General features: G+C 74.1%; 15 protein-coding genes. 3 read left to right on the top strand and 12 right to left on the bottom strand.

The genetic code is table 11. From position 1 onward, the window contains the following. Nucleotides 1-7: 7 nt before the first annotated feature. The 3 genes from ACFW3D_RS22180 to ACFW3D_RS22170 all read right to left on the bottom strand — a co-directional run bounded on the left by ACFW3D_RS22180 (nt 8) and on the right by ACFW3D_RS22170 (nt 5,570). Nucleotides 8-1,921 carry a TOMM precursor leader peptide-binding protein gene (locus tag ACFW3D_RS22180; RefSeq protein ID WP_500506162.1) on the bottom strand — a complete coding sequence of 638 codons (1,914 nt, stop codon included), beginning with the start codon at nt 1,919-1,921 and terminating at the stop codon, nt 8-10. 309 nt (nt 1,922-2,230) lie between these two features. Then, a complete protein-coding gene (locus ACFW3D_RS22175; protein WP_500506160.1) occupies nt 2,231-4,498 on the bottom strand; it encodes a TOMM precursor leader peptide-binding protein in 2,268 nt (755 codons plus the stop codon). A 79-nt stretch (nt 4,499-4,577) separates the two neighbouring features. After that, nucleotides 4,578-5,570, bottom strand: coding sequence for an AfsR/SARP family transcriptional regulator (locus ACFW3D_RS22170; RefSeq protein WP_500506158.1), 993 nt, complete (start codon nt 5,568-5,570; stop codon nt 4,578-4,580). Nucleotides 5,571-6,145: 575 nt separating this feature from the next. On the opposite strand from ACFW3D_RS22170, the gene ACFW3D_RS22165 reads away from it, so the two are divergent. Both ACFW3D_RS22165 and ACFW3D_RS22160 read left to right on the top strand, forming a co-directional pair. Beyond that, nucleotides 6,146-6,349: a cold-shock protein gene (locus ACFW3D_RS22165; RefSeq protein WP_018557881.1), complete on the top strand. Its 204-nt coding sequence runs from the start codon at nt 6,146-6,148 to the stop codon at nt 6,347-6,349. Between the two features lie 145 nt (nt 6,350-6,494). Beyond that, the gene (locus ACFW3D_RS22160) at nt 6,495-7,280 is read left to right on the top strand and encodes an MBL fold metallo-hydrolase (protein ID WP_500506156.1); all 786 of its coding nucleotides are present in this window, start codon (nt 6,495-6,497) and stop codon (nt 7,278-7,280) included. Between the two features lie 31 nt (nt 7,281-7,311). Here ACFW3D_RS22160 and ACFW3D_RS22155 read toward each other — a convergent pair whose 3' ends face one another. Then, nucleotides 7,312-7,752: a GNAT family N-acetyltransferase gene (locus tag ACFW3D_RS22155; protein WP_500506155.1), complete on the bottom strand. Its 441-nt coding sequence runs from the start codon at nt 7,750-7,752 to the stop codon at nt 7,312-7,314. Between the two features lie 146 nt (nt 7,753-7,898). On the opposite strand from ACFW3D_RS22155, the gene ACFW3D_RS22150 reads away from it, so the two are divergent. Next, a complete protein-coding gene (locus ACFW3D_RS22150; protein WP_500506153.1) occupies nt 7,899-8,777 on the top strand; it encodes a DMT family transporter in 879 nt (292 codons plus the stop codon). Nucleotides 8,778-9,071: 294 nt separating this feature from the next. On the opposite strand, the gene poxB is transcribed toward ACFW3D_RS22150, so the two are convergent. The 8 genes from poxB to ACFW3D_RS22110 all read right to left on the bottom strand — a co-directional run. Further along, on the bottom strand, nt 9,072-10,811 hold the full coding sequence (poxB, locus tag ACFW3D_RS22145) for a ubiquinone-dependent pyruvate dehydrogenase (protein ID WP_500506151.1): 1,740 nt from the start codon (nt 10,809-10,811) through the stop codon (nt 9,072-9,074). A 100-nt stretch (nt 10,812-10,911) separates the two neighbouring features. After that, on the bottom strand, nt 10,912-12,237 hold the full coding sequence (locus ACFW3D_RS22140; protein ID WP_500506149.1) for a DUF4419 domain-containing protein: 1,326 nt from the start codon (nt 12,235-12,237) through the stop codon (nt 10,912-10,914). 74 nt (nt 12,238-12,311) lie between these two features. Beyond that, a complete protein-coding gene (locus tag ACFW3D_RS22135) occupies nt 12,312-13,307 on the bottom strand; it encodes a helix-turn-helix transcriptional regulator (protein WP_500506147.1) in 996 nt (331 codons plus the stop codon). 604 nt (nt 13,308-13,911) lie between these two features. Beyond that, complete coding sequence (locus ACFW3D_RS22130) at nt 13,912-15,459, bottom strand: SpoIIE family protein phosphatase (RefSeq protein ID WP_500506145.1); 1,548 nt, start codon at nt 15,457-15,459, stop codon at nt 13,912-13,914. Beyond that, nucleotides 15,456-16,565 (bottom strand): PP2C family protein-serine/threonine phosphatase, encoded by a 1,110-nt coding sequence (locus ACFW3D_RS22125; RefSeq protein WP_500506143.1) that lies wholly within the window; start codon nt 16,563-16,565, stop codon nt 15,456-15,458. Before ACFW3D_RS22125 ends, ACFW3D_RS22130 begins: the two co-directional genes overlap by 4 nt. A gap of 920 nt (nt 16,566-17,485) precedes the next feature. Beyond that, nucleotides 17,486-18,274: an IclR family transcriptional regulator gene (locus tag ACFW3D_RS22120; RefSeq protein ID WP_500506141.1), complete on the bottom strand. Its 789-nt coding sequence runs from the start codon at nt 18,272-18,274 to the stop codon at nt 17,486-17,488. 132 nt (nt 18,275-18,406) lie between these two features. Then, nucleotides 18,407-19,162, bottom strand: a complete 756-nt coding sequence (lepB, locus tag ACFW3D_RS22115) for a signal peptidase I (protein ID WP_500506138.1) — start codon at nt 19,160-19,162, stop codon at nt 18,407-18,409. A gap of 217 nt (nt 19,163-19,379) precedes the next feature. Next, on the bottom strand, nt 19,380-22,263 hold a 2,884-nt coding region (locus ACFW3D_RS22110; RefSeq protein WP_500506135.1), incomplete at its 5' end, for a M4 family metallopeptidase.

Here is a 22,263-nt window from a genome sequence, read left to right as displayed (position 1 = left end):
CGGCGGTTCAGGGGAAGGGGTGCGGGGCGAGGTTCAGCTCGCCGGTCCGCAGGTCGTGGTCGGTGAACCCGGCCTCGCGCGGCGCGGTGCGCAGCCGGGGCATGTGCAGGGCGCGCTGGCGGTGCCAGCCGAAGTCGATCGGGACCAGTCCGGGCACGAGGACGGACGCCGTGTGCAGTCCGACGTCCCGCTGCTCGGGCATCGTCTGGTCCACCACGACGACGTCGAACCCGCGCGCGGTGACGGCGGCCACGGCCGCCTCCAGGTCCTCGCGCAGGTCCGCGGCGGGCGGGCGGCCGGTCCGCAGGTCGGCCACGGCGAGCGGCGGCTCCGGCACCGGTTCCTCCCGGTCCAGCAGGAAGGCGGCGTGCCGGGCCATCTCCGGCAGCCCGTACATCAGCGGATGGTCGTGGAGCACGTGGACCCTGCCGAAGTCGGCCGCCATCGCCGCCAGCCGGTCGTGGTCCCGCTCGGTGCGGCGGCGCAGCTTGACGGCGTCCGTGGCGATCTCCGCCAGGCCCGCGGCGAGGGCCGCCTCGGGGTCCCAGGCGGCCCCGGCGCCGAAGCAGAGCGCGCCCGTGCCCCCGTCCACGCGCTGCGCGACGGCGGTGACGACGGGGACGGGGAAGGTGATCCGGGTGTCGAAGAACCGGGCGCGGTAGCCGTACATCGCCAGCCGATCGACCATGTGCCGGGTGGCGGCGCGGCCACTGCCGGCCGGGTCGATCTCCCGCAGCGGCAGCCCGGCGTACCAGGCGATGAGGAAGGCGTCCCGCTCGACGGCCTCCATCAGCCCGAAGAGTACGGCCTCCTCCAGACTGCCGCCGGAGGCACAGCCGTTGGAGCTCTCCTGCACGAAGCGGTTCTCCAGGCCGCCGGGCGCGTGGTAGTACGCCAGCACCTCGGGCACCAGCAGCGGGCGCCGGTCGCGCAGCGAGTACCCCCACACCCACGGGACCGGCCGGTCGGGCGCGAACGGCCGCACCACGTCCTGCGCCCGGTAGAAGGCGTCCGAGTAGACCCCGCAGGTCCGGGGGTCGAGCGCGTCGTCGCCGAGTTCGGTCAGCGGGGCCACGACGGCGGTCCGCTTGCCGCGGGCCCGCATCCCGGCCAGCCGTTCCATGCCCTCCAGCACCCCGACCCGCACGCTGCGGGCGTAACTGCCGGTGTGACCGCCCCAGTAGGACTCCCGCAGGTACGCCCCGGAGCGCAGGGTGAAGGCGCCGACGGTGGACGCGGTCGACGCCGAGGTCAGGTCCGGGGCCACCGACGGCCCCAGCATTCCGGTCACCGGGTTGACGAAGGCCTCCAGAGGGAGGTCGTACGCCTCGATCGGCCGGGCGCGGAAGCCCGCGGGATCCGCCTTCGGCACGCTGCGGGGCGTGACGGTCGCGCCGTCCGCGGAGTCCGGGACGCGGCGGTCGCAGTCCGGGCACTCGGCGTCGGGGACGACCACGGCCCGGTTCACCTCCAGGCTCTCCAGGTCCAGGAGGTGGACGACGGGATGACGGCCGGCCGCCCCCGTGCTTTGGGCGCGCTCCGCAGCGGCGGCCAGGAGCGCGGCGACCGCGTCCATCGCGAAGGCGGTGGTGAACGGCCACGGCCCCGCCGGCCGCGTGGCGGAGCCGAGTTCGAGGGCGTCACGGAGGATGCCGGGGCGCACGGCCTGCCAACGTCGCGCCAGGCAGCGGGTGCACGCCGCCGTCCCGTCCGCGCCGCTCACCGGCCCCACCAGGGCGTGGTGACCGTACAGGTGGACCGGCGCGGCGGGGGAGCGGGGCGTCTGCCCGGCGGGGACCCGCTGCTCGTCCCGGAAGCCGAGCAGTGTGACCCGCGGCGGCGCGCCGGCGGCCGGGTGGCGGCGCAGGCCGTCGCCCAGCAGCCCCTCCACGACGTCGGCGGCGGATGTCGGCACGCTCACGAGATCCCTCCCGGAACGCCCGGGCCGTCAGGCCGTGGAGGAACCGGACCTCTGCGGAGCAGGGCACGCGACGGGGTCCCGCTCCGGCGGCGAAAGACCGGCGGGCAGTGTGTCCGCCGTGCCGGGCGGGAACCGGGCGGGCACAACGGCGCGTTGCGGGAACCCGGCGCGCGCCACCTCCGCTCCGCCGCGCGCGGCCGGGCAGGTCCGGTCCCGGCCGGTGCCGAGGGAGTACGGCCTTGCGGGCCGCCGACCTGTGGGGCTTCCCGAGCCGGGAAGCCCGCTGCGTCAGCAGGCGGAGGGTTCACGTCAGAGGGCATCCACGGCCCCGTGCGTCAGCAGGACCCGGGCGACGTGGACACCGGCCGACCGCAGGTCGGCGGATCCGGTGGCGACGACGAGGGCGTCGAGGCCGTGCTCCCTCACCCGGCGCAGCACTTCGGCGCCGTCGGCGGCCGCAGTCCCGTCCTCCGCCTCGCCGGTGACGGCGACGGTTACGGGGTCGAGGTCGCCCAGGAGGGGGTCGCCGGTGTCGAGGGGCGCGGTCAGCGCCTCGTCCCGGCCGAGCTGCACCTGACCGAGGAGGTCGCGCAGCGCGCCGACCGCGGCCTCGCGCGCGGTGGGGGCGGCGTCGGCCGCCCAGAGCGCGCGCCCGGTGTGCGGGTCCGCCGCGCGGGCGAACATCACCGGGGCGAGTCCGTCGGCGCCGCCCAGCTCAAGCAGTTCGGCCTCCAGCCCGAGGTTCACCGCCGAACGGCGGAGGAAGACCAGCTCCGGGTCGTCACCGGACCACCGCGGGCCCGTCAGGGCCACCGCGCACCGGGAGCGCAGCGCCGCGGTCAGCGTGTGGAGGACCACGGCGGAGTACAGGGCGCGCACCGCGGCCCGCGACGGCGACGGAGCCGCGGCCGTCCCGGCCGAGGTCGCCACGAAGAGCCGGTCGTGGTTGTGGCCGCCGAAGGTCCGTACGGCCGCGGCCGGCACCAGGACGGTTCGGGCATCGCCGAGGGACGCGGCCGGGACCCAGGCACGTACCGATTCCGCGGTCGCGCCGGTGCCGGAGGCGATGTCCAGGGCGGCGGGGGCCAGCAGGGGCCACTTCTCGCGTGCCACCTCCAGCGCGGCGCCCGCCACGACCCCCCGCTGCGGGACGACGTGTTCGGCGTACACCTCCGCGGCCCGGTACAGCGCCCGCAGCCGCGCGCCCGCCACATGGTGGACGTCGAAAGCCGTGATCTCCCGGGGGCCGCCGTGCCCCACGGACATCCTGACGGTCCCGGCCTTGAGCGGGGTCTGCTCCCACGCGTCGTCGCCGAACGCGACGAACACCCCTGCCCGCGTGCGGGTCAGCACCGAGCGGGCGTCGAGCGCGGCGAGCGCCTCGTCCGCGTCCGCCTCGGGTGCCACCTCACGGGGCCCGTTCTCCGGCAGGTCCTGCCGGTCCCGGCCGTCCCGGCCGTCCTGGGCGTCCGTCAGCTCCGCGGCGGCGAGGGCGGCCCCGGCGGACGTCTCCTCGTCCTCCCGGCAGAACGGGCAGCGCGGGTGCGGCAGCAGCGGTTCGGTGACCACGTCGAGGGAGTCGAGGTCCTGCAGCACCAGGCGCCCCTCGGTCTCCGCGGCGAGCACACCGGTGACCAGCCGGAACACCTCGTACGCCAGCAGGTTGCCGAGCATGGCCGCGGGTGGCCCGGAGATCCGCTCCGGCTCCGCCTGCCCGGGGTCGTCCAGGCGCACCCGGCTCCACAGGTCCGCGGCCGCGCCGGGCTCGCCGTTGGCGCCCAGGCGCAGCGCGGCGCAGGACCAGCAGCCCGCCGTCCCGGCCGTCATGACCGGGCCCACCACCGCCTGGTCGCCGAAGGTCCAGGCGGGAAGCAGCCGCACGCCCTGCGGAACACCGGCCTCCAGCAGCCGCAGGGCGGCTCCGGGGGCCCCGGTGGTCAGGACCACGTCGTAGCCGGCCAGGTCGTCCCAGCCGTCGTCGCCCGTCACGTCCCACCGGACGACCTCCACGGGACAGCCCTCGTCCGCCAGTCCCGCCGCCTCGCGCAGCGCCTCGGCGAAGGGGTCGGCCCCGGGACCCGCGGCGGCCGGGAGCGCGAGCGCCGCGCAGCCGTTGCGGACCAGGCTCAGCGCGCACCACCGGGCCACCGGGTCGTCGCCCAGCACCGCCACGCGGGTGTCGCGGAAGCGCCGGAAGCGGCTCCCGGCCTCCCCCACGTAGTGGTCGATGTAGTCCACCTGCGCGGCGAAGCGCTCCGCCACCTCGGGGGCCAGCTCGGCGAGCCCGTCGCTGCCCGGGACGACGTCGCGGGCGAAGCCCCTCCCGTACAGGGCGCCCACCAGCTCCCCGACCATGGCCCGCTGGTGCTCGCCCAGACCCGCGCAGATCTCCTCGACCCGGTTCGTCCCGTTCAGGTGGGGAACGACCAGCGTCGCGAAGCGGTAGGCCGATCTGCCCCGCAGATTGAATCCGCCGTGGGCGTTATGGAATACGACACCGTCCGGAGTCCCGGTGAAAAGGACGTCACGGCGGATACGGGGACGGGAATGCGCGACTTCCTCGTACGCAGCGGTCATGCCGTCATTACTCCCATTCGGGCGCGGTCAGCTGACAACGGATACCGGCGGTAACTCCCCCGAACCGCCGGGGTGGCGTTCAGGTGCTGGATGGCATATCGGGACCGGACGCCTCCGTCCGTAATTCCATCGCCCCGCGGGCGAGAATCCGGAGGGAGTCGTGCATTCGGTAGTGGCCGTCCGGGTCCTCCTCCAGGAGGCCCGCCCCGACGAGTGTTTCGAGGACCTGTGCGGCACCCCGGGACAGCAAAGGCCTTCCGGTCGCGGGTCCCGCTCGCGCGATATCGGAACGGCCCCCGGAATGGTCTCGACCACTGGCGGCGGAATGCGGGCGGTAACGCCCGGGAGGGCCGGCCGACAGGTCTTCGCCGCGCAGTACCGCCAGCTCCAGCCGCTGGAGCGCGGGTCCCGGGTCGACGCCGAGCTCGGTGCGCAGGTACTCCTTCACCACCCGGTACTCGCACAGCGCCTCGGCGCGCCGCCCGGTGCGGTGCAGCGCCTCGACGAGCTGCGCCCAGAAGGGCTCGTGCGCCGGGTGGGAACGGGCGACCGGCCAGAGCTCGGACAGCACCTGGCGGCAGCGGCCCAGCGCGAGTTCCAGGTCGAAGACCCGCTCCATGGCGCGCAGCCGCTCCTCGGTCAGCCGGGGCACGACCTCGCGCTGGAGGATGTCGGAGTGGATGTTGGCCAGCAGCGGGCCCTGCCACAGGGCCAGCGCGGTCCGCAGGATGCGCAGCTCCCGCTCCGGGTCGGCGGCCCCGTCGGCGGCGCGCAGCAGGTCGCGGAAGGCGATCAGGTCGAGCGAGCCGGCGTCCGCGCCGATCCGGTAGCCCCCGGGGACGGCCTCGATGAGGGTGCCGGCGATTCCGTACTTCGCGAACAGCTGCCGTAATCGCTGCACGCACGTGTGCAGCGCCGACCTCGCGCTGACCGGGCGCTCCTCGCCCCACACCACCCGCTGCAGGAATTCCGCGGAAACCGTGGAATTGGGATGCAGAAGAAGGGCCGCGAGGAGATTTGCGGGCTTCGACGGCTGAAGTGCGATGACGTTGCCGTCGTCCGCTATCCTCACCGGTCCGAGCATGAGGAACTTCGGACTGAATTCGTCCGAATCTAATAACGTGTTCGGTCCGAGGTCACCGGACGCTTCTTGGACACGGTCGACAGATTGCCTTTTATGCATTTCCGCCCACACTCCCCGCTGACGCCGGGAACGTATCACGCACACGAACTCGTCACAAGGGGTCCGCAAGGCGTTCCCAGGGGATTGCCGCGGCGGTGCGCGTACTATTTAACATAAAACATCTACGCGTGTCGACCCTGGGGTGCGAAAAAGTCCTGAGGACCCCTTCGGGTGACTTCGGTCATTGCTCCACGAATGTGCGGAAGTCGGTGCGGAGGGTGCCGGGAAGCACGGTCCTTTCGCGTCGCGGCTCCGGCGCCGACGGCCGGACGGCGGCCCCCGCCGTCGCCCGGGGAGCCTGCCGCGCGGAGGTCCGTTGCGGCAGGGGGCGTACAGATGCGAGGACCCGGCGTAAAAACGCCCTGCATCGGGTAAAGAGGGCTCCGTGGCCGTCTCCGGCAGGAGGCGACCTCGGGTCACGCAGTCGGCGTGGCTCTTCAGCTGGCACGTGAAGGATGGACGCGGTGGCGACAGGCGTCGTGAAGTGGTTCAACTCGGAAAAGGGCTTCGGCTTCATCGCACAGGACGGAGGTGGCCCCGATGTGTTCGCGCACTACTCGAACATCGCCGGCAACGGCTACCGCGAACTGGTCGAGGGTGAGGCCGTGACGTTCGACGTCACCCAGGGGCAGAAGGGACCGCAGGCGGAGAACATCATCCGCAACTGACGGTCCTCGACCGGGGTGGCCGGGTCGTCACCGGTGGCGTCCCCATCGCCGCCGGGGAGACCCGGCCACCCCGTCCCCGTCCCCGGCCCGCTCCCGCGGGACCCCGCCGTCGGGCCCGCGCCCGCGGCGAGGACACTGGGCCGGTATGACGCACTGGTACGAGCGACGCGACGTCGAGGACGGCCTCGTCCGCATCAGCGAGCCGCACGTCCATCAGATCGTGAAGGCCAACGTGTGGTGGCTGCGCGGCACCGAACGGGACCTCGTCGTCGACGCCGGTCTCGGGGTGGTGCCCCTGCGCCGGGAGCTCCCCGCCGTCTTCACCCGGGACCCGCTGCTGCTCCTCACCCACGCGCACCTCGACCACGTCGGCGGGGCCCGCGAGTTCGCCGAGCGCGCCGCCCACACCGCGGACGCCGCGGCCCTGGCGCGCGGGGTGCCCGCGAGCCTGTACGGGCCCGAACTCGCCGAACGGCTCGGCACCGAGGACGTGGGCGACTCCTTCCCGCCGCTCCTCCTGGACGCCCTGCCCGACCCCGGGTACGACCCCGGCGGCTACGACATCGGCCCCGTGACCCTCACCCGCACCCTGGGCGGCGACGAGCGGATCGACCTCGGCGACCGCGTGCTCACCGTCCTGCACCTGCCCGGCCACACGCCCGGTTCCGTCGCCCTCCTCGAGGAGCGCACCGGGACGCTGTACTCCGGCGACGCCGTCTACGACGGCTACCTCGTCGACGACCTCCCCGAGTCCGACGTGCCTGCCTACCGACGCACCGCGGCGTTCCTCGCCGAGCTGGACGTCTCGGTCGTCCACCCCGGCCACGGGCGGAGCTTCGGCCGCGACCGCCTGCGCGAGGTGGCGGAGCGCTACCTGCGCCGCAGCGCTCCCGCCGCCGACGCGCCGTCGGACGACCACGCAGTGTCCTGAGAGGCCGCGGGGGGCGGCAGGCGATAGTCCCTCAGTGCAGTCGCAGGGTGACGTACGCGATGGTGTCCCCGGGCAGCACATAGCGTTCGACCTCGACGAAGCCCCGTGCCCGGGCGAAGCGCAACCCCTCGGTGTTGGACGCCAGAACGACCGTTTCGACCGTCTCCGCGCCCATCCCGCGCGCCCGCTCCAGCCCTCGTATGTACAGCTGGGTGCCGAAGCCCTGCTCCCGGTGGCCGGGGAGCACCCGGGCGATGACCGTGGCCGTGGCCTCCTCGCCGGTGGGCGGCCGCACCGTCGTGCAGCCCACGAGGGCGTCACCCAGGTACGCGACCTCCAGGTGGTTGCGCTGCGCGCGCTCACGCACGTCGTCGAGGGAGAGCGGGCCGGTGGGGATGATCGTGTTGTGGACGAACCGCCAGTCCTCGAGCATGGCGTCGCCATGGGGCCGTTCGATGCGAAGGGTCGACATCGCAGCAGGAAACCGGTGCGCGGCGAGCGGCGTCAACCGCATTTGCCGGCGCCCGGACCACGCCGGCCGCCGCGCCCCGACGCGTCGTTCGGCCCGGTGGCGGAGCGCAGCGGTTAGCGTGGTCCGGGATCTTGAGGAGGGCCCTGGTGCAGACCACCCTCGCCGTGCTGTTCGCGCTGCTCGCGGCGGTCAGCAACGCCCTGGCCACCGTGCTCCAGCGCTACGCGGCCCGTACCGTCCCGCTCTCGGTCGGGCTGCGTCCGGCCCTCATGGGCGAACTGCTCCGCAAGCCCGTGTGGCTGGCGGGGTTCGGCGCGGTGATCGCGGCGGCCGCGTTCCAGGCCCTGGCGCTGCTGAACGGTGCGCTCTCGCTCGTCCAGCCGCTGTTCGTCCTCGAGCTGCCCTTCGCCCTGTTCATCGGCGGCATGGTGCTGCACCGCCGGCTTCCGCCGCGCGGCTGGGCCGCCGTCGCCGCCATGGTGGTGGGGCTGGGTCTCGGGCTGTGGGCGGCCTCGCCCAGCGGCGGGGTGGACCGGCCGCACACCGCCATGTGGGCGATGGCGCTGCCGAGTTGCGCCGCCGCCGTCCTGGTGCTGGTCGGCACGGCCGTCCGGCGCCCCGCGGGCCGGGTGCGCGCCGCTTGCTTCGGCCTGTCGGCGGCCGTCTGCTACGCACTGACCGCCGGACTGCTGAAGGACGCCACGCAGGTGTGGGACACCGACGGGGCGGCCGCCTTCTTCACCGCGTGGCAGACGTACGGCTTCGCCCTCGTGGGGGTCGCGGCCGTCTTCCTCCTGGAGAACGCGATGCAGTCCGGGCCCCTGGTGGCGTCCCAGCCCGCGCTGACGCTGGGGGACGCGACCGTGAGCCTCGCGCTCGGCGTGACGCTGTTCGAGGAGCGCCTGCGGGGAGGCTGGTGGCTGCTGCCGATGCTGCTGGGGGCGCTGCTCGTGGTGGCCGGGGCGTTCGTCCTCGTCCGGGTCCCGTTGGTGCGCACGCTGGTGGCGCCGGACGCGCCCCGCTGAGCGGCACCGGGCGGGCGTGAGGCGTTCACCCGCCCGGAACCGGCAATTTCGGCCATGCTCTTGTCAAGCGGATGTACGCGCACGGACCCGGCAGGCGTTCCCCCTCGCCGGTGCCTGCTGATCGTGGCCTCGCTCCCTCGTAGCCCAACGGGCAGCCGGGGCCGTCCGGCCACCCCTGCAACGACCTGGGTGTGGCCTGCTCCGGCCCCTGGTGGCTGCAGCCCTGACGGCGCGTCGCGTCCGCCGTGCCCCCGGCGCGGCGGGCGTGCGGGGGTTCCGTTCCGGTGGCGTGTCCTAGTCGAAACCCAGGTCGCGCAGGTTGGTCTTCGCGAGCTCCACGATCTCGTCCGCCCGTCCGGACAGGATCGTGCGGGTCGCGAAGAGCGTGAACCCCTTGAGCTGCCCGTAGGTGATCTTCGGGGGCAGGGACAGCTCCTGGCGTGCGGTACGGGCGTCGACCAGGGCGGGGCCGTCGTGCTCGAACGCGGCGGGAAGCGCCTCCTCGAGCTGGCCCGGCCGTTCGGCCCGGGCGCCGAACAGCCCCGCCGCCCGGGCGACCCCGGCGTAGTCCGTCTCGCCGAGGTCGGTGCCGAAGTTGACGATGCCCGCGGCCTTCATCTCCAGCTCCACGAAGGAGAGCGCGGTGTTGTTGAAGACCACGATCTTGACCGGCAGGTCCAGCCTGCGCAGCGTCAGCAGCTCCCCCATCAGCATGCTCAGGCCGCCGTCCCCGCACAGGGCCACGACCTGACGCCCCGGGTGGGAGGCCTGGACCCCGATGGCGTGCGGCAGCGCGTTGGCCATCGTGCCGTGGTTGAACGAACCGATCAGCCGCCTGCGGCCGTTCATCGTCAGGTAGCGGGCGGCCCACACGGTGGGGGTGCCGACGTCGGCCGTGAACACGGCGTCCTCGGTCGCGAGCTTGTCGACGGCCGCGGCCACGTGCTGGGGGTGCATGGGGGAGTCCGACGGTCCGGCGGCCGCGAGGTGGTCCAGCCGGCCGCGCACCTTCCGGTAGTGGCCGGTCATCCGGTCGGCGAAGGACCGGTCGGTCCGGGGCCTCAGCAGCGGGAGCAGCGCGGCGGCGGTGTCCTTGACGGTGCCGACCAGCGGGACGTCGACCTCGGTGCGCCGCCCGATGTGCTCCCCGCGGACGTCCACCTGGACGACCGGCACGCCGGGGCCCGGGTAGAACTGGCGGTAGGGGAAGTCGGTGCCGAGCATCAGCAGGGCGTCGCAGTGCTCCATCGCCCGGTAGCCGGAGCTGTAGCCGATCAGGCCGGTCAGCCCCACGTCGTACGGGTTGTCGTGCTCCAGGAACTCCTTGCCGCGCAGCGCGTGCACCACCGGCGCCTTGAGCGCGTCGGCCAGGGCCACCGCCTCGTCGTGCGCGTCGTGGCAGCCCGCACCGCCCAGGACGGTCACCCGCTCCGCCCTGTTGAGCACCTCCGCCGCGCGCGCCAGATCGGCATCGTCCGGCCGTACGTGGGAGGACGTCCCGACCACCGGCCGGGGCGGCGCGGGCAGGTCGGCGTCGGCCAGGAAAAGCTCGCCCGGGACGACCAGCACCGCGACGCCCCTGCGTTCCAGCGCCGAGCGCATCGCGATCCGCAGCAGCCGCGGCACCTGCTCCGGCAGGCTCGCCATCTCGCGGTAGACGCTGCACTCGCGGAACAGCTCCTGCGGATGCGTCTCCTGGAAGTACTCGCCGCCGATCTCGGCCCGCGGGATGTGCGCGGCGACCGCCAGCACCGGCACACGGCTGCGCTGCGCGTCGAACAGGCCGTTGATGAGGTGGAGGTTCCCCGGCCCGCAACTGCCCGCCGCCACCGCGAGCCGCCCGGTGACCGCGGCCTCGCCCGCCGCGGCGAAGGCGGCGGTCTCCTCGTGCCGCACGTGGACCCACGAGACGGCCCCGTTGCGCCGCAGGGCGTCGGTGAAACCGTTCAGCGAGTCCCCCGGCAGGCCGTACACCCGCCGTACGCCGGAGGCCGCGAACGCCGCGACCATGACATCTGCGACGGTGGTACCCAAGAGGACTCCCTGGCGGCTCGTCGTCGGAACGCCTGCGGTGCCCGTGGCACCTCGGATATTTTGTGACATCTCACGCGTTCCGCGGCCAGCGACACGGCGCTCAGAGGATCCGCAGGGCCTCGCCCAGGTCGGGGCCGGCGTTGTGCCAGCACTGGATCTCGCCGTCGTCGCCGATCAGGTCGCCGAGGTGCCAGTCGCCGTCGGCGCTGCGGACGACGCAGATGCCGTCGATGGCGATCGCGAGGTCGGCCCGAAAGGCCGCGCCCTGGTGGGTGACCGTGCCGATGGTGTCGAGGAGCCGGGCCCCCGGGCAGCCGGTGAGGCGCTGCACGTCGGCCAGGCTCCAGGGATCCGGCAGGCGTTCGTCACGCTGTTCACCCACGGGGAGCAGTTCCGCGACGGCGTGTCCCAGCCGGGGCCGAATCCAGTCGCCGTCCCGCTCCAGGCCGAGCACGCCTCCCAGGAACGCCATGTCGAGGGTGCCCGCGGGAGTCTCCCAGCGGAACGGCACCCGGGAGACGTGTGAGGGGAAGTCCGCCTCGTTCGATCGGCCCGGTCCGAAGGCGTCCTTGGGCGCGGGCCCGTCGTCGGTGTAGCGGTGCGCGAAGAATGCGTCGATCCAACCGGTGACCCAGGAACCACCCGACTCCGAGCGGTACTTGTAGATCGATCGCCAGAAGTCCTCGTCGACGCCCCGGCCCGCGGCCGTCGCCGCGATCTCGTCCAGGACGGGCTGCAGACCCCTGAAGTAGGGCCGCAGCCCCTCGAACCGACCGGCGAGCTCCCGGGCCCGCGCGGCCAGCAGCCGCCAGTCCTCCGGCGTGCCCTCCAGCCGGATCCGGGGGATGCCGCACAGGGACCGCCAGCGGAATCGGTAGTACGGGCTGACGACGTCCATGAGGGCCACCAGGGCGGCGGTGGCGTCGGCGGGGGTCGTGGTGGAGAAGACGGGCAGGAAGAGCTCGGCCGTACCCTCGCCGATCAGGGCGCGCAGCGGCTCCCGCACCAGGTTGACGGAGCGTTCCCAGTCCTCGGCGGCGTGGTCGTCCTCGACGAGGATCGTCTGCCGGTGACCGGGCGTCCGTGTGAACAGCCCCGCGTACGCCGATGAGTTGAGGCGCACATGGACCGCCACCTCGTGCACGACGGCGTACCACAGCACATCCGGTGAGAGGCTGAGCGGGAGGTGCGCGGTGAAGGCCGTGTGGAGTGCGCGGAGCAGCAGGCTCGACGTCGGTTCGGTGATCTCGGGGGCGTCGGTCGGCGTGCCGGACAGGCTCCGCGTGCTGCGGTGGTGGATGCGCGCCGGATCCCTGAGGACGGCGCGGAGGAAGCGTTCGTTGCCGACCTCGGTGAGCGCGCCGGCCAGCCGGGCCGCCTCCGCGTCCCGCTCCCCGTCGAGCGGCAGATCGATCTCGAAAGCCATGCGTACCCCCAGGTCGGCCGGGGCCACGATCCCAGATCCGCCCGCCGGGCCGCCCCGCAGGGGGCTCGGATCGCTCAGATCCACCCGCGACGGGTGGCCTCCATGGCTATCTGGAAACGCGTCTGCGCGCCGAAGCGCTGCATGAGCCGGGTGACATGGCGCTGGACGGTCCGCTCGCTCCAGCCCAGAGCGCGGCCGGCGGACTTGTCGGTGGCGCCCGCGGCGAGCAGCGTCAGCAGTTTCGCCTCCTCGGCGGTCAGCTCGTCCGGCGCCTGTTCCAGCCTCCCCGGGGAGCCGCCGTTCGGCGGCAGGCGCACCTGCACGCTGCGCTCCCACAACGCCTCGAACAGGGCGATGAGCGCGTCGAGCAGGGGAGAGGGGTGGATGAGGTAGGACGCCGTCACCGCGTGGTCGCCGGGGCGGAGCAGGGGGATGATGGCGAGCCGGTCGTCGGAGATGGCCAGCTTCATCGGCAGGTCGGCCGCGACCCTGGCCTGCTCGCCGTGCCGGACGCCGACGGTCACGTCCGCGAGCCAGCCGGGCAGGGCGAGCACGGTGCTGTCGTAGATGACGCGGTAGGCGACGCCGCGCTTGAGCAGTTCGAGTTCGACCGGGTTGGGCTCGGTGTGCTCCTCGTGCGAGGCGTACGGAGGCCGGTCGAAGCCCCGCACCTGCGTGCGCGTGCTCTGCTGCAGCTGCGCCCATCGGCGGTTGACGTCGTCCCGCCCCGAGACGACCTCGACGAGCTCGCCGGGGTTCACGAAGCGCGTGCCCGCGCGGTACAGGTCCATCAGGCCGGAGACATGGGAGCGCACGTCGTTCAACGCCCGTTCCCGTTCGCGCAGTACGGCCTCCAGCGCGCTGTCCGGGGAGACCGCGGCGTAGGTCACGGGGCGTCCGGTGGAGCGCACCGCGAGGCCGAGGGAGACCAGCGACCGCACGCTGCGGCGCGTCGCGGGAGCGGGCAGCCGGCAGTCGTGGGCCAGTTCCGTGACCGTGGCGTGCACCCTGCGTACAAGGGCCTCGTACACCGATTCGTCCTGCCGGCTCAGGCCGATGGATTCGAGCATGGTCCGTGGTCCGCCTTCGCGCTCTCTTCACGTGTCGTACTTCCGTCACCTGACAGGAAGTCGCCCTGCGATCATCTTGTCAGGCTGGCGAAGTGGATGTCAGCGTTCCCCGCGGTACGCCGTCATTCCGGCGCGGGGACGTGGACCCACGTCGCACGAGGCAGCGCCCATGCCGTCGCCCGCCCGCCCGCCCGCCCGCCGTTCGCTCCGAACCGCGCTGCCCGGACGCCAAGCCCGCGCATCCCCTGGACGACCTGCCCGGCGCCCCGCGCGCGCTGCGCGAGGACCTGACCATCGCGCGAGGCGGTCCCGCGCGGCGCGACCGTGGTGGTCGCCTCCGCCGTCGCCGACCGCGACCCGGCACGGTTCGCCGAACCAGACCGCCGGGACATCGCCCGGGCGGACGCCGCGCCGCGAAGTCCTGCGCCGGTGCCCGCGGCCCGGCCGGCACGTCCTGCGTCACGGCGTCGACCGTCCCGCTCGGTTCCCAGGGCCGGATCCGATTCCGGGAACCCGTCACGGTGTCGGCGCGCGCCGTGCCGGAACGGGGGCCGCCCGGAACCGGGACCGGGAGGAAGCCCCGGTCCCCGCCGGCGCAGCCGGCTCAGCAGGGCTGTTCGGCCCAGATGGTCTTGCCGTCCTCGGTGTGGCGGCAGCCCCAGCGCTGGGTGAGCTGGGCGACGATGAACAGCCCCCGGCCGCTCTCGTCGAGCGTGCGGGCCCGTCGCAGGTGCGGGGTGGTGCTGCTGCTGTCGGAGACCTCGCAGGTCAGCCCGTTGTCGTGGCGGATGAGACGCAGCCGGAACGGCGGATGGGCGTAGCGGATGGCGTTGGTGACGAGTTCGCTGACGATGAGCTCGGTCGTCTGGGCCGCGTCCGGCAGGCCCCAGGCGGCGAGCTTGCCCGCCACGTGCTTGCGCGCGTTGGAGACGGCGGCGGGGTCGGGCGCCAGGTCCCACGTGGCGACGGCGCCGCTGCCGAAGGTGCGGGTACGGGCGGCGAGGACCGCGGCGCAGGGCCGTTCGGCCTCCGGCAGGGCGCGCAGGACGGTGCGGCACACGGTGTCGAGGGAGGGGCGGTCCTCCCCGGTGCGGGCGAGGGTGCGCAGGACCTCCTCCGCGGCCGGCTCGCCGAGGCCGGGGACGGTGTGCACCAGCAGGAGACTGCCCGCGGGGAGTTCCACCTCGGTGGCCCCGGAGGACGGCCGTGCCTTGCCCAAGGGCCGGGTAGGCGGGAGGGCGACGGTCGTTACCTCGCCTTCCGGGGTGACGAGGACCGGCGCCGGGTGCCCCGCGGCGGCGAGCGAACACCGGCCGGACACCGGGTCGTAGACCGCGTACAGGCAGGCGGCGCTGACCCCCGTGCCCGCGGGCCGCAACCGGCCGAGCACGTCGTCGAGGTGGGTGAGCAGCTCCTCCGGCTGCAGGTCGATGTCGGCCAGCGTGCGCACCGCCGCCCGCAGTTCGGCGGCCGCCGGGCCCGTCGCCGTCCCGATCTCGGCGGAGACCGAGCCCGCCACGAGCGCGACACGGGCGCCGGGCAGCGGGATGGCGTCGAGCCAGTGGGCGCTCGGCCCGGAATGGTCGCACGCGGGCATGCAGCGCCCGACGACCTCCACCGCCGCCGACCCCGGCAGGGGCGTCACCAGCATGCCGTCGGGGGCCGCCGAGGCGGCCTCCCTCCCGGGGGCAGACGGGTGCCTCGCGACCGTGACCTCGGGTTCCGCGGTGAAGCAGGTGCCGACCGCCGCGCACTGCCGGCGCTGCAGCCACAACCGGGCCCGGCAGAGCACGAGGCTGAGGGCGAAGGAGAACGCGGCCGCCAGGATGACGACGGTCCGGCCGCCCGCCGACACCCCCCGGATCGCGAAGCCGTAGATCACCACGCTGGCCGCGAGCGTGGCGACGCCGATGACGAAGGTGCGCCTGACGGGCAGCAGCGCGGCCGCCACCAGGGGCGCGAACGCCGAGTACTGCGACCACCGGACCAGCCCGCCCTCGGACGCCTCCAGCTGCACCGCGCAGATGGCGCCGAGGTAGCAGAGGATCAGCACGGGACCGATGCCCCACGGGAGGCGGAGCGCGATCATGCTCGCCAGCGCCCTGCCGTGACCGGTACGTCCCTCCGGCGGCGCCGTACGCCCGCCGCTCACGGGGCGGCCTCCGCAGGATGCGGCGACCGCGGGGCGGGCGGACCCTGGCCGGCGCCCGGCGCCGGCGGGCGCTGCACCGCCACCATCGCGAGGTCGTCGTCGAGGCGCCGTCCGGTGTGGGCGTCCAGGTCGTCGCCGACGTGCCGCAGCAGCTCGTCCGGCCCCTCCCAGTTCCAGGTGGCGGCCCTTTCCTGGAGGGGGTAGAAGCCGCCCGAGGCGTCCCGCGCCTCGATGGCCCCGTCGGTGTAGAGGAGCAGGGTGTCCCCGGCGGCGAAGACGAACGTGTCGAGCTGGAAGTCGTCCGGGGTGTCGCCGGCCAGCCCGAAGGGGGGCGCGGGCCGGTGCGCCTCCAGGGCCATGACCCGGCCGCCGTGCCGGACCAGCGGCGGCGGGTGCCCGCAGCTGACGACCCGTACGACGCCGGAGTCGTCGGGCACCTCCACCAGGAGGGCCGTGATGAAGCGTTCACCGGCCTCGGGGTCGGCCTCGGTGAGCTGGGCCAGGTGCCTCTCGACGCTGCGCTCGAGGGAGGCCGCCAGCGCCGGCAGGGCGGCGTGGTGGTGGGCGGCCTCGCGGAAGGCGCCCAGCAGCGCGGAGGCGTCCTCCACGGCCGGCAGCCCCTTGCCGCGCACGTCGCCGATCAGGAATCTCGTCGCGTGGTCGGTCCGGGTGGCGCCGAACAGGTCCCCGCCCACCAGGGCGTGCGCGGCGGCCGCGCGGTAGACGGAGGCGACCCGCAGCGGGCCCATGCGCGCCGGGATCGGCCGCAGCAGCACCCGTTGGGCCGCCTCGGACACCGCCCGTACCTCGTGCAGTTCCCTCAGGTCGCGGTCGTGCAGGGTGCGCGCGGCGATGACGAATCCGGAGACCGCCAGCAGCGCGCCGATGTGGATGGGCAGGACGGACGTGTGGAGCAGCCCGTCGTGCCGGTCGACGACCAGCATCGCGGCACTGGCGACGAGGGCGACGAACGCGGTGAACCGGGCGCGGGCGAACGCGGCCGTGGAGGTGGGGGCGGCCACCAGCAGCGGGGAGAGGTGGATCGCGACGGGCGCGAGGGACCCGGCCAGGGTGATCGCCGCGATCAGTCCGGCCGGCAGGGACATCTGGGTGCGGATGCCCGCCCTCGGGACGCGTTCGCCGGCCCGGCCGGTGCGCCGTGGGTGCCTCCCCCGTCCGCCGGCGAGGCGCGCTCCGGATGGGCGGGTGCGGTGCCCTGCCTGCGCTGCTGCGGGGACGGAGGAAGAGAAGAGGTTCATGGGGGGTCCTGCGGGTGGTTCGTACGCCGGGCGCGGACGGGACGCGTGCGGTGCGCGTGCGCCCTCCGGCACGGTGGGAACGCGTGACCACGCACCTGCGGACGGACGGGACGTCACCCGGCCCGGTGGTCGTCCGGCCGGTCGGCCGGAACGTTCAGGGGCGGCCTGCGCTGGGGGCCCGTGACACGGCCGCCGTCGCGGAACCGTGCGGGGCGGGCGGTAACACCGGCAGCCGCCGGTACGTGGCGAGGCATCCGTCATGGCCGGGTGCCAGGGGCGCCGGAACGGGGCCGGCACCGGCCGCGTCCGGGCACCGGGCGGCGCGCGGACTCGTCAGGATCATGGCTCCACCGTCCTCACTTTTGCCGCATCGTGGAAGCCATTGCCGCAATGCGGTATCCACTGTGCGACCCGCATTCGGCATCGTCAAGGCAACCCGGTCGACGCCCGAACACGATGGTCGCGGACGGCGGTGCGGGCCCCTTCGGACCGCAGGGGAATCGGGCCCCCGCGGAGCGGGGCAGGGGACTGAGTCCCGTCCCGGGACGAAGGTCCGTCGGGTCCGTCGGGTGGTGCGCGTGTCGTGCCGAGCGGGAACCGGGGACTCTCCCGGGCCGAAGGCCGGGGGTGCCCCCACCCCGCGTCGCTCCCCGAGCTCCGCTGGGAGGCGCCCCCGGGCCGCGTTGCCGAATCGTCCGAGCAGCCCACGACGAGGACGACTCTGCGCCTCGCGATGCACCGCAACGGGGCCCATGTGACGACAGTCCCTAGCGTTCGCTGCCGTGCCACATGCGCCCCTCGGCGATGGCCGAGGCGCACTCGATCGCCTGGGCGGCGAGGTCCTTGGCACGGGCGGGGGTGAGGCGGTGGGACGGCCCGCCGACGCTCACCGCGGCGATCACGCGGCCGTCGCCGGAGCGGACCGGGGCGGCCAGCGAGTTCAGGCCCGGCTCGAGTTCCTCCTCGGAGAACGCCCAGCCCTGCTCCCTGACCTCCTCGAGCTGCCCCCGCAGCACCGCCGGATCCACCACCGTCCGCGGGGTACGGGCCGTCAGGCCCTCGTCCATGACGAGGGCGAGGACCTCCGGGTCGAAGGCCATGAAGACCTTGCCCGCCGCGCTGGGCTGCAGGGGCATCACCTGGCCGACGTGGCCCCGGTAGACGATCGAGTGCGTCGACTGCGCCCAGATCACGGTCACCCGCCGGCCGCCCTGCCGGACCTGCAGGCCGCAGCACTCGCCGCAGTGGTCCCGCAGGGCCGTCACCAGGGGCCGGGCCGTGGCGATGAGGTCCGAGGCGGCGGTGGCGGCCGCCGACCAGGCGATCACCCGAAGACCGATGCTGTAGGCGGTGCCCTCGCGCTCGAGGAGGTTCTCCCGGACGAGCGTGCGCAGGATGCGCGCGACGGTGGAGGACGGCAGGCCGGTCCTGCGGACGATCTCCGAGGCCTGGAGGCGCGGTGTGGTCACGGAGAAGCAGTCCAGGATCTGGGCGGACTTCTGGACCACCTGGACGGAACCGTTGGCCGCCCCGTTGCGATCGCGATCAGCGGTCATGGCCGCATCGCCTTCTCTCGTCCTCGCATCGCGGGAAGCGGTCCCGCATCGTGGCACCTCCCTACTGTCGGTGCCGTGTCGCGAGGGGTCAAGCAAGGCGGCCCTTGCCCTGCGGGGCGGGGCCGCCGCAGGTCACGACCGGTCGAAGGCCGGGGGCACCGGCAGCGTGGACCACCGCGGCACCGGCCAGGCGACGACGAAGGCGCGGCCCACCACGTCGTCCACCGGCACGAAGCCGCCGCCCGGTTCGCCGACGTGGGCGCGCGAGTCCCGTGAGGCGTCGCGGTGGTCGCCCATCACCCACAGATGGTCCTGGGGGACGGTGACCTTGCCGACCGGGAGGTCGTCGCACGGCGTGGCGCCGGGGTAGACGTACGGCTCGTCCAGCGTCTTCCCGTTCACCGTGACCGGCTTGCCGCGTTCGCAGTCCACGGTGTCGCCGCCGACCGCGATCACGCGCTTGATGAGGTCCCGCTCGTCGGAGGAGGGCGCCAGCCCGACGTACGCGAGCGCCTTGGTGATCACGTTCCCGCCGGTCTGCTGCGGCTGGTCGTCAAGCCAGTTGCCGGGATCGCGGAAGACGACCACCTCGCCGCGCTGCGGCGTCGCCCCGAACCACGGGGTGAGTTTGTCGACCAGGACCCGGTCGCCCACCTGCAGGGTGTTCTGCATCGAACCCGAGGGGATGGAGAAGGCCTGTACGAAGAAGGTCTTGATCCCGAGGGCCATCACCAGCGCCACGAGGACGAGTATCGGCAGCTCCAGCCACCAGGGACGCTGTGCGCGGACCCGTCGGGGCCGTTTCCGGCGGGGCGGCGCCTCCGGCGCCCCGGGCGCGTCCTCGCCGGCGCCGCGGACATCCGTCCGGCCGTCCTCCCCAGCGGTCATGCCTGCTCCTTCACGGTGTCGGTACGACGGGCGCGGTGCGTGCCCGTACACCAGAACGATCAGGAGTTCCCGCATCGTTTCCGCTCGGCCGGAGGTCCCGGATGCGGGCACCGAACCGCAGCGCCGGCGGTGCCGCGCCGAGGGCGCCGGGGCCGGGTGGGCCGGTGGTCCGGGTGGGCCGGGGACGGTGTCCGGCCCCGGCCCACCCGGCGCGGGGTCAGCCGCAGTCGCCCGCGGGGCGGGAGCGGGTCACCAGGTCGAAGGACGTGGTGGTCGTGTCCAGCCAGAGCACACGGCCGCCGCCGGCGGCCACCGCGTACGTCTGGCGGCCCGGGGCGCACGAGACGCGTCCCAGCGGGGCACCCTTCGACGTGAACTGGTGCAGCTTGGTGTCCAGGTACGGCAGGCCCGTCGGGGACAGCGGGTCCACGGTGAGGGTGACGGCCGTGTCCGACGCGGTCAGGGTCCAGGCCCCGAGAGCCGCGGTCGAGGTCTCCGGGATCACGTCCTCGGTGCCCGAACCGTCGAGGCCGCTCCGGCGCAGGGCCGGCTGCCCCGCGTCGTAGGGGTCTCCGTCGGCGAGCCAGTACACCCCGGAGGCGGTCGCCACGGGCCGGCTGGTCCACACCGCGCGGCTCGGGGTGCCGAGCGCGGTCCTGCCCGTCCGCGTGTCGAAGACGTCGACGACGGTGCGCCGGTGACCGGTGTCGTCGCCCCACCAGCCGCTGACCGTGTACGCGATGTGCCCGTCCTTCACGGAGGGCGACTCGGCCCGGACGTCGGCGTCGGCGGTGGTGGCGTCGGGGCGGTGCAGCGGGACCGTGTGCGGGACGGGGTCGGACCCCTTGAGGTACCGCAGGGTGGTGCGGCCCTCGTCGCCGTTCTCGTACCAGGCGATCGTGTCGCCGTCCATGCTCAGGCTGCCGATCCAGGCGGAGGAGGTGCTGTAGAGCCGCTTCGCCGGGCCGCCGGCCACGGGGGCGGACATGAGCTCGTAGGTGTCGCCGACGGCGAGCCACACCACGCGCTTGCCGTCGGTGACGGGGCTGAGGTGGTAGCGCCCGTCCTCCGGCGAGACCTGACGGGCCTTGCCCTTGCCGTCCAGACGCCCGGTCCACACCGAGTACGGGGCCGCACTGTCGGCGCTGGAGCGGGGCACCGCCCACCAGCCGCCGCCCGCGGCGGGACCGATGTCGTTGGCGACACCGGTCTCCAGGGTGCCGAGCCGGCCGAGCAGGACGTCGCTGTCCAGGCCGAGGCCCTTCTCCCAGCCGGGGACGATGCCGTGGGCGTCGAAGGCCTGCTTCACCTTCGCCATGCGGTCGCCCTTGACGTGCAGCGCCTTTGCGGCGGCGATGACGGCGGCACGGCCTTCGGTGAAGCCGTCGAGGGGGGTGATGTAGGAGGTGAGCGCCTTGTAGACGATTCTGTCGGCGAGTTCACCGCCCAGGCTCTCGCGCATGTCCCACAGCGCGCCGCCGAAGATGTGCGAGTTGAGGTGCACACCTCCCTGGTCGCTGCGCGACCCCAGCGGCATGCTGATGAAGTCCCCGGTGCCCGCGCCGTCGTTGAGGTCCCGGAAGGCGCAGTCCTTCGGCGCCAGGGTGCGGCAGAGGTCGCCGCCGATCAGGCCGGCGTCGGGGTCGTCCATGGGAGTGCGGTTGACGGTGACGGCGATGGCGTTGCCGAGGTAGTCGGCGATCGCCTCGTTCATGGCGCCGGACTGGCCGGCGTAGACCAGGTCGGCGGTGTGCTCGACGACGCCGTGGGTCATCTCGTGGCCGACGACGTCCAGGTCGGAGGCGAGGGAGCGGTACTCGTCGTCACCGGTGCCGTAGACCATCTTGCTGCCGTCCCAGAAGGCGTTCACCCAGGGGTAGCCGAGTTCGGCGGTGACGCCGACGAGGGAGTTGATGGCCATGCCCTTGTCGTCGAGGCTGTCGCGCTTGAAGGTGCCGCGGTAGAACTCGTAGACCTTCCCGGCCGCCCAGTGGGCGTCCACGGCCCCGCTGTCGGTCATCTCCTGCGGCGCCTTGGTGGTCGGCATCGCGAACGGCACCACGCTCTCGGGCCACTGGCCGTCGAGGTCCATCCACCAGACGCTGGAGGCGTCCCAGGTCTGGATGACGTTGCCGGTCCTGCTGTCGGCCATGTGCGCCGAGTCGCGCAGCAGGTACTGGCCGGTGGCGGCGTCCTTGGTGAGGTTCAGCGGGACGGTCGCGCCGTTCAGCAGCCGGCCGCTGCCGGTGACGCCCGTCGATCCGCTCGCGGCTGCGGTGGGCGTGGCGCCCGCCGCCGAAGTGCCGCTCCCCGCCGTGCCGGAGGCGGATGCCGGGGCCGTGAGGGTCCGCAGCGCTCCGGCCTCGAAGCGGAGCACCCCGGTGGCGGCGTCGACGTAGACCTCCTGGACCACGGGCGCGCCGGTGGCGGGGTCGGTGCCGCGCACGGTGACGTGGCGGGCCAGCACGCCCTTGCCGGTGGGCAGCACGGTCAGCCCGCGGTCCGTGCCGGACAGACCGGCCCTCGCCGCGGACCGGGACGGCACCGCCGCACCGCCGGCGGTGGCGCGCGGTCCTCGGGCGAGCGTGTCCTCCACCTGCCGCACGGCACGCTCCACCGCGGTGGGGGCGGGGAGGGTGGGGCGGGTGGTGTCGAGGTCGAGGGCGGTGAAGTAGGAGCCGGAGGTGCCGGTGACGGTGCGCTTGCCGTCCTTGTGGGTCATGCGGACGACGTACTGGGCGCCCAGGACGGGGATGCCGCGGTACTTCTGGCCCAGGCGGACGGTCTCGGTGCCGTCGGGGTCGGTGGTGACGGTGTCGGTGACCAGGTCGCGGTCGGGGGCGGGGATGCGGTAGCGGTCCTGGTGGCCGGCGAGGTGGCCGCGGGCGGCGGTGGCGGCGGGCACGGAGGCGTCGGCCGCTTCGGTGAGGCCGTCGACGAGGGCGGGGGTGTCGGTGGTCGGCTGCGGCGTCGGCGCCGCCCCGGTGCCGGTGCCGGTGGGGGGGCCGGCGGCGTGGGCGGGGGCGGTCAGGCCGGTGACGCCCAGGGCGACGGCGGCGGCCAGCAGGACGGACAGCCCGGTGCGGCCGGTGCGGTGAACC

The sequence above is a fragment of the Streptomyces sp. NPDC058864 genome, assembly GCF_042742985.1.
In the GTDB taxonomy this organism is placed as follows: domain Bacteria; phylum Actinomycetota; class Actinomycetes; order Streptomycetales; family Streptomycetaceae; genus Actinacidiphila.
Note: the sequence above shows the minus strand (reverse complement) of the source record. Positions and strands in the feature narration are given on the sequence as shown.

What these genes read in the sequence shown, in the direction of transcription:
- ACFW3D_RS22175 (WP_500506160.1), bottom strand. Translation starts at nt 4,498, where the DNA reads ATGACCGCTGCGTACGAGGAAGTCGCGCATTCCCGTCCCCGTATCCGC.
- ACFW3D_RS22160 (WP_500506156.1), top strand. Translation starts at nt 6,495, where the DNA reads ATGACGCACTGGTACGAGCGACGCGACGTCGAGGACGGCCTCGTCCGC.
- ACFW3D_RS22155 (WP_500506155.1), bottom strand. Translation starts at nt 7,752, where the DNA reads ATGTCGACCCTTCGCATCGAACGGCCCCATGGCGACGCCATGCTCGAG.
- ACFW3D_RS22140 (WP_500506149.1), bottom strand. Translation starts at nt 12,237, where the DNA reads ATGGCTTTCGAGATCGATCTGCCGCTCGACGGGGAGCGGGACGCGGAG.
- ACFW3D_RS22135 (WP_500506147.1), bottom strand. Translation starts at nt 13,307, where the DNA reads ATGCTCGAATCCATCGGCCTGAGCCGGCAGGACGAATCGGTGTACGAG.
- ACFW3D_RS22125 (WP_500506143.1), bottom strand. Translation starts at nt 16,565, where the DNA reads ATGTCCCTGCCGGCCGGACTGATCGCGGCGATCACCCTGGCCGGGTCC.
- ACFW3D_RS22120 (WP_500506141.1), bottom strand. Translation starts at nt 18,274, where the DNA reads ATGACCGCTGATCGCGATCGCAACGGGGCGGCCAACGGTTCCGTCCAG.
- lepB (WP_500506138.1), bottom strand. Translation starts at nt 19,162, where the DNA reads ATGACCGCTGGGGAGGACGGCCGGACGGATGTCCGCGGCGCCGGCGAG.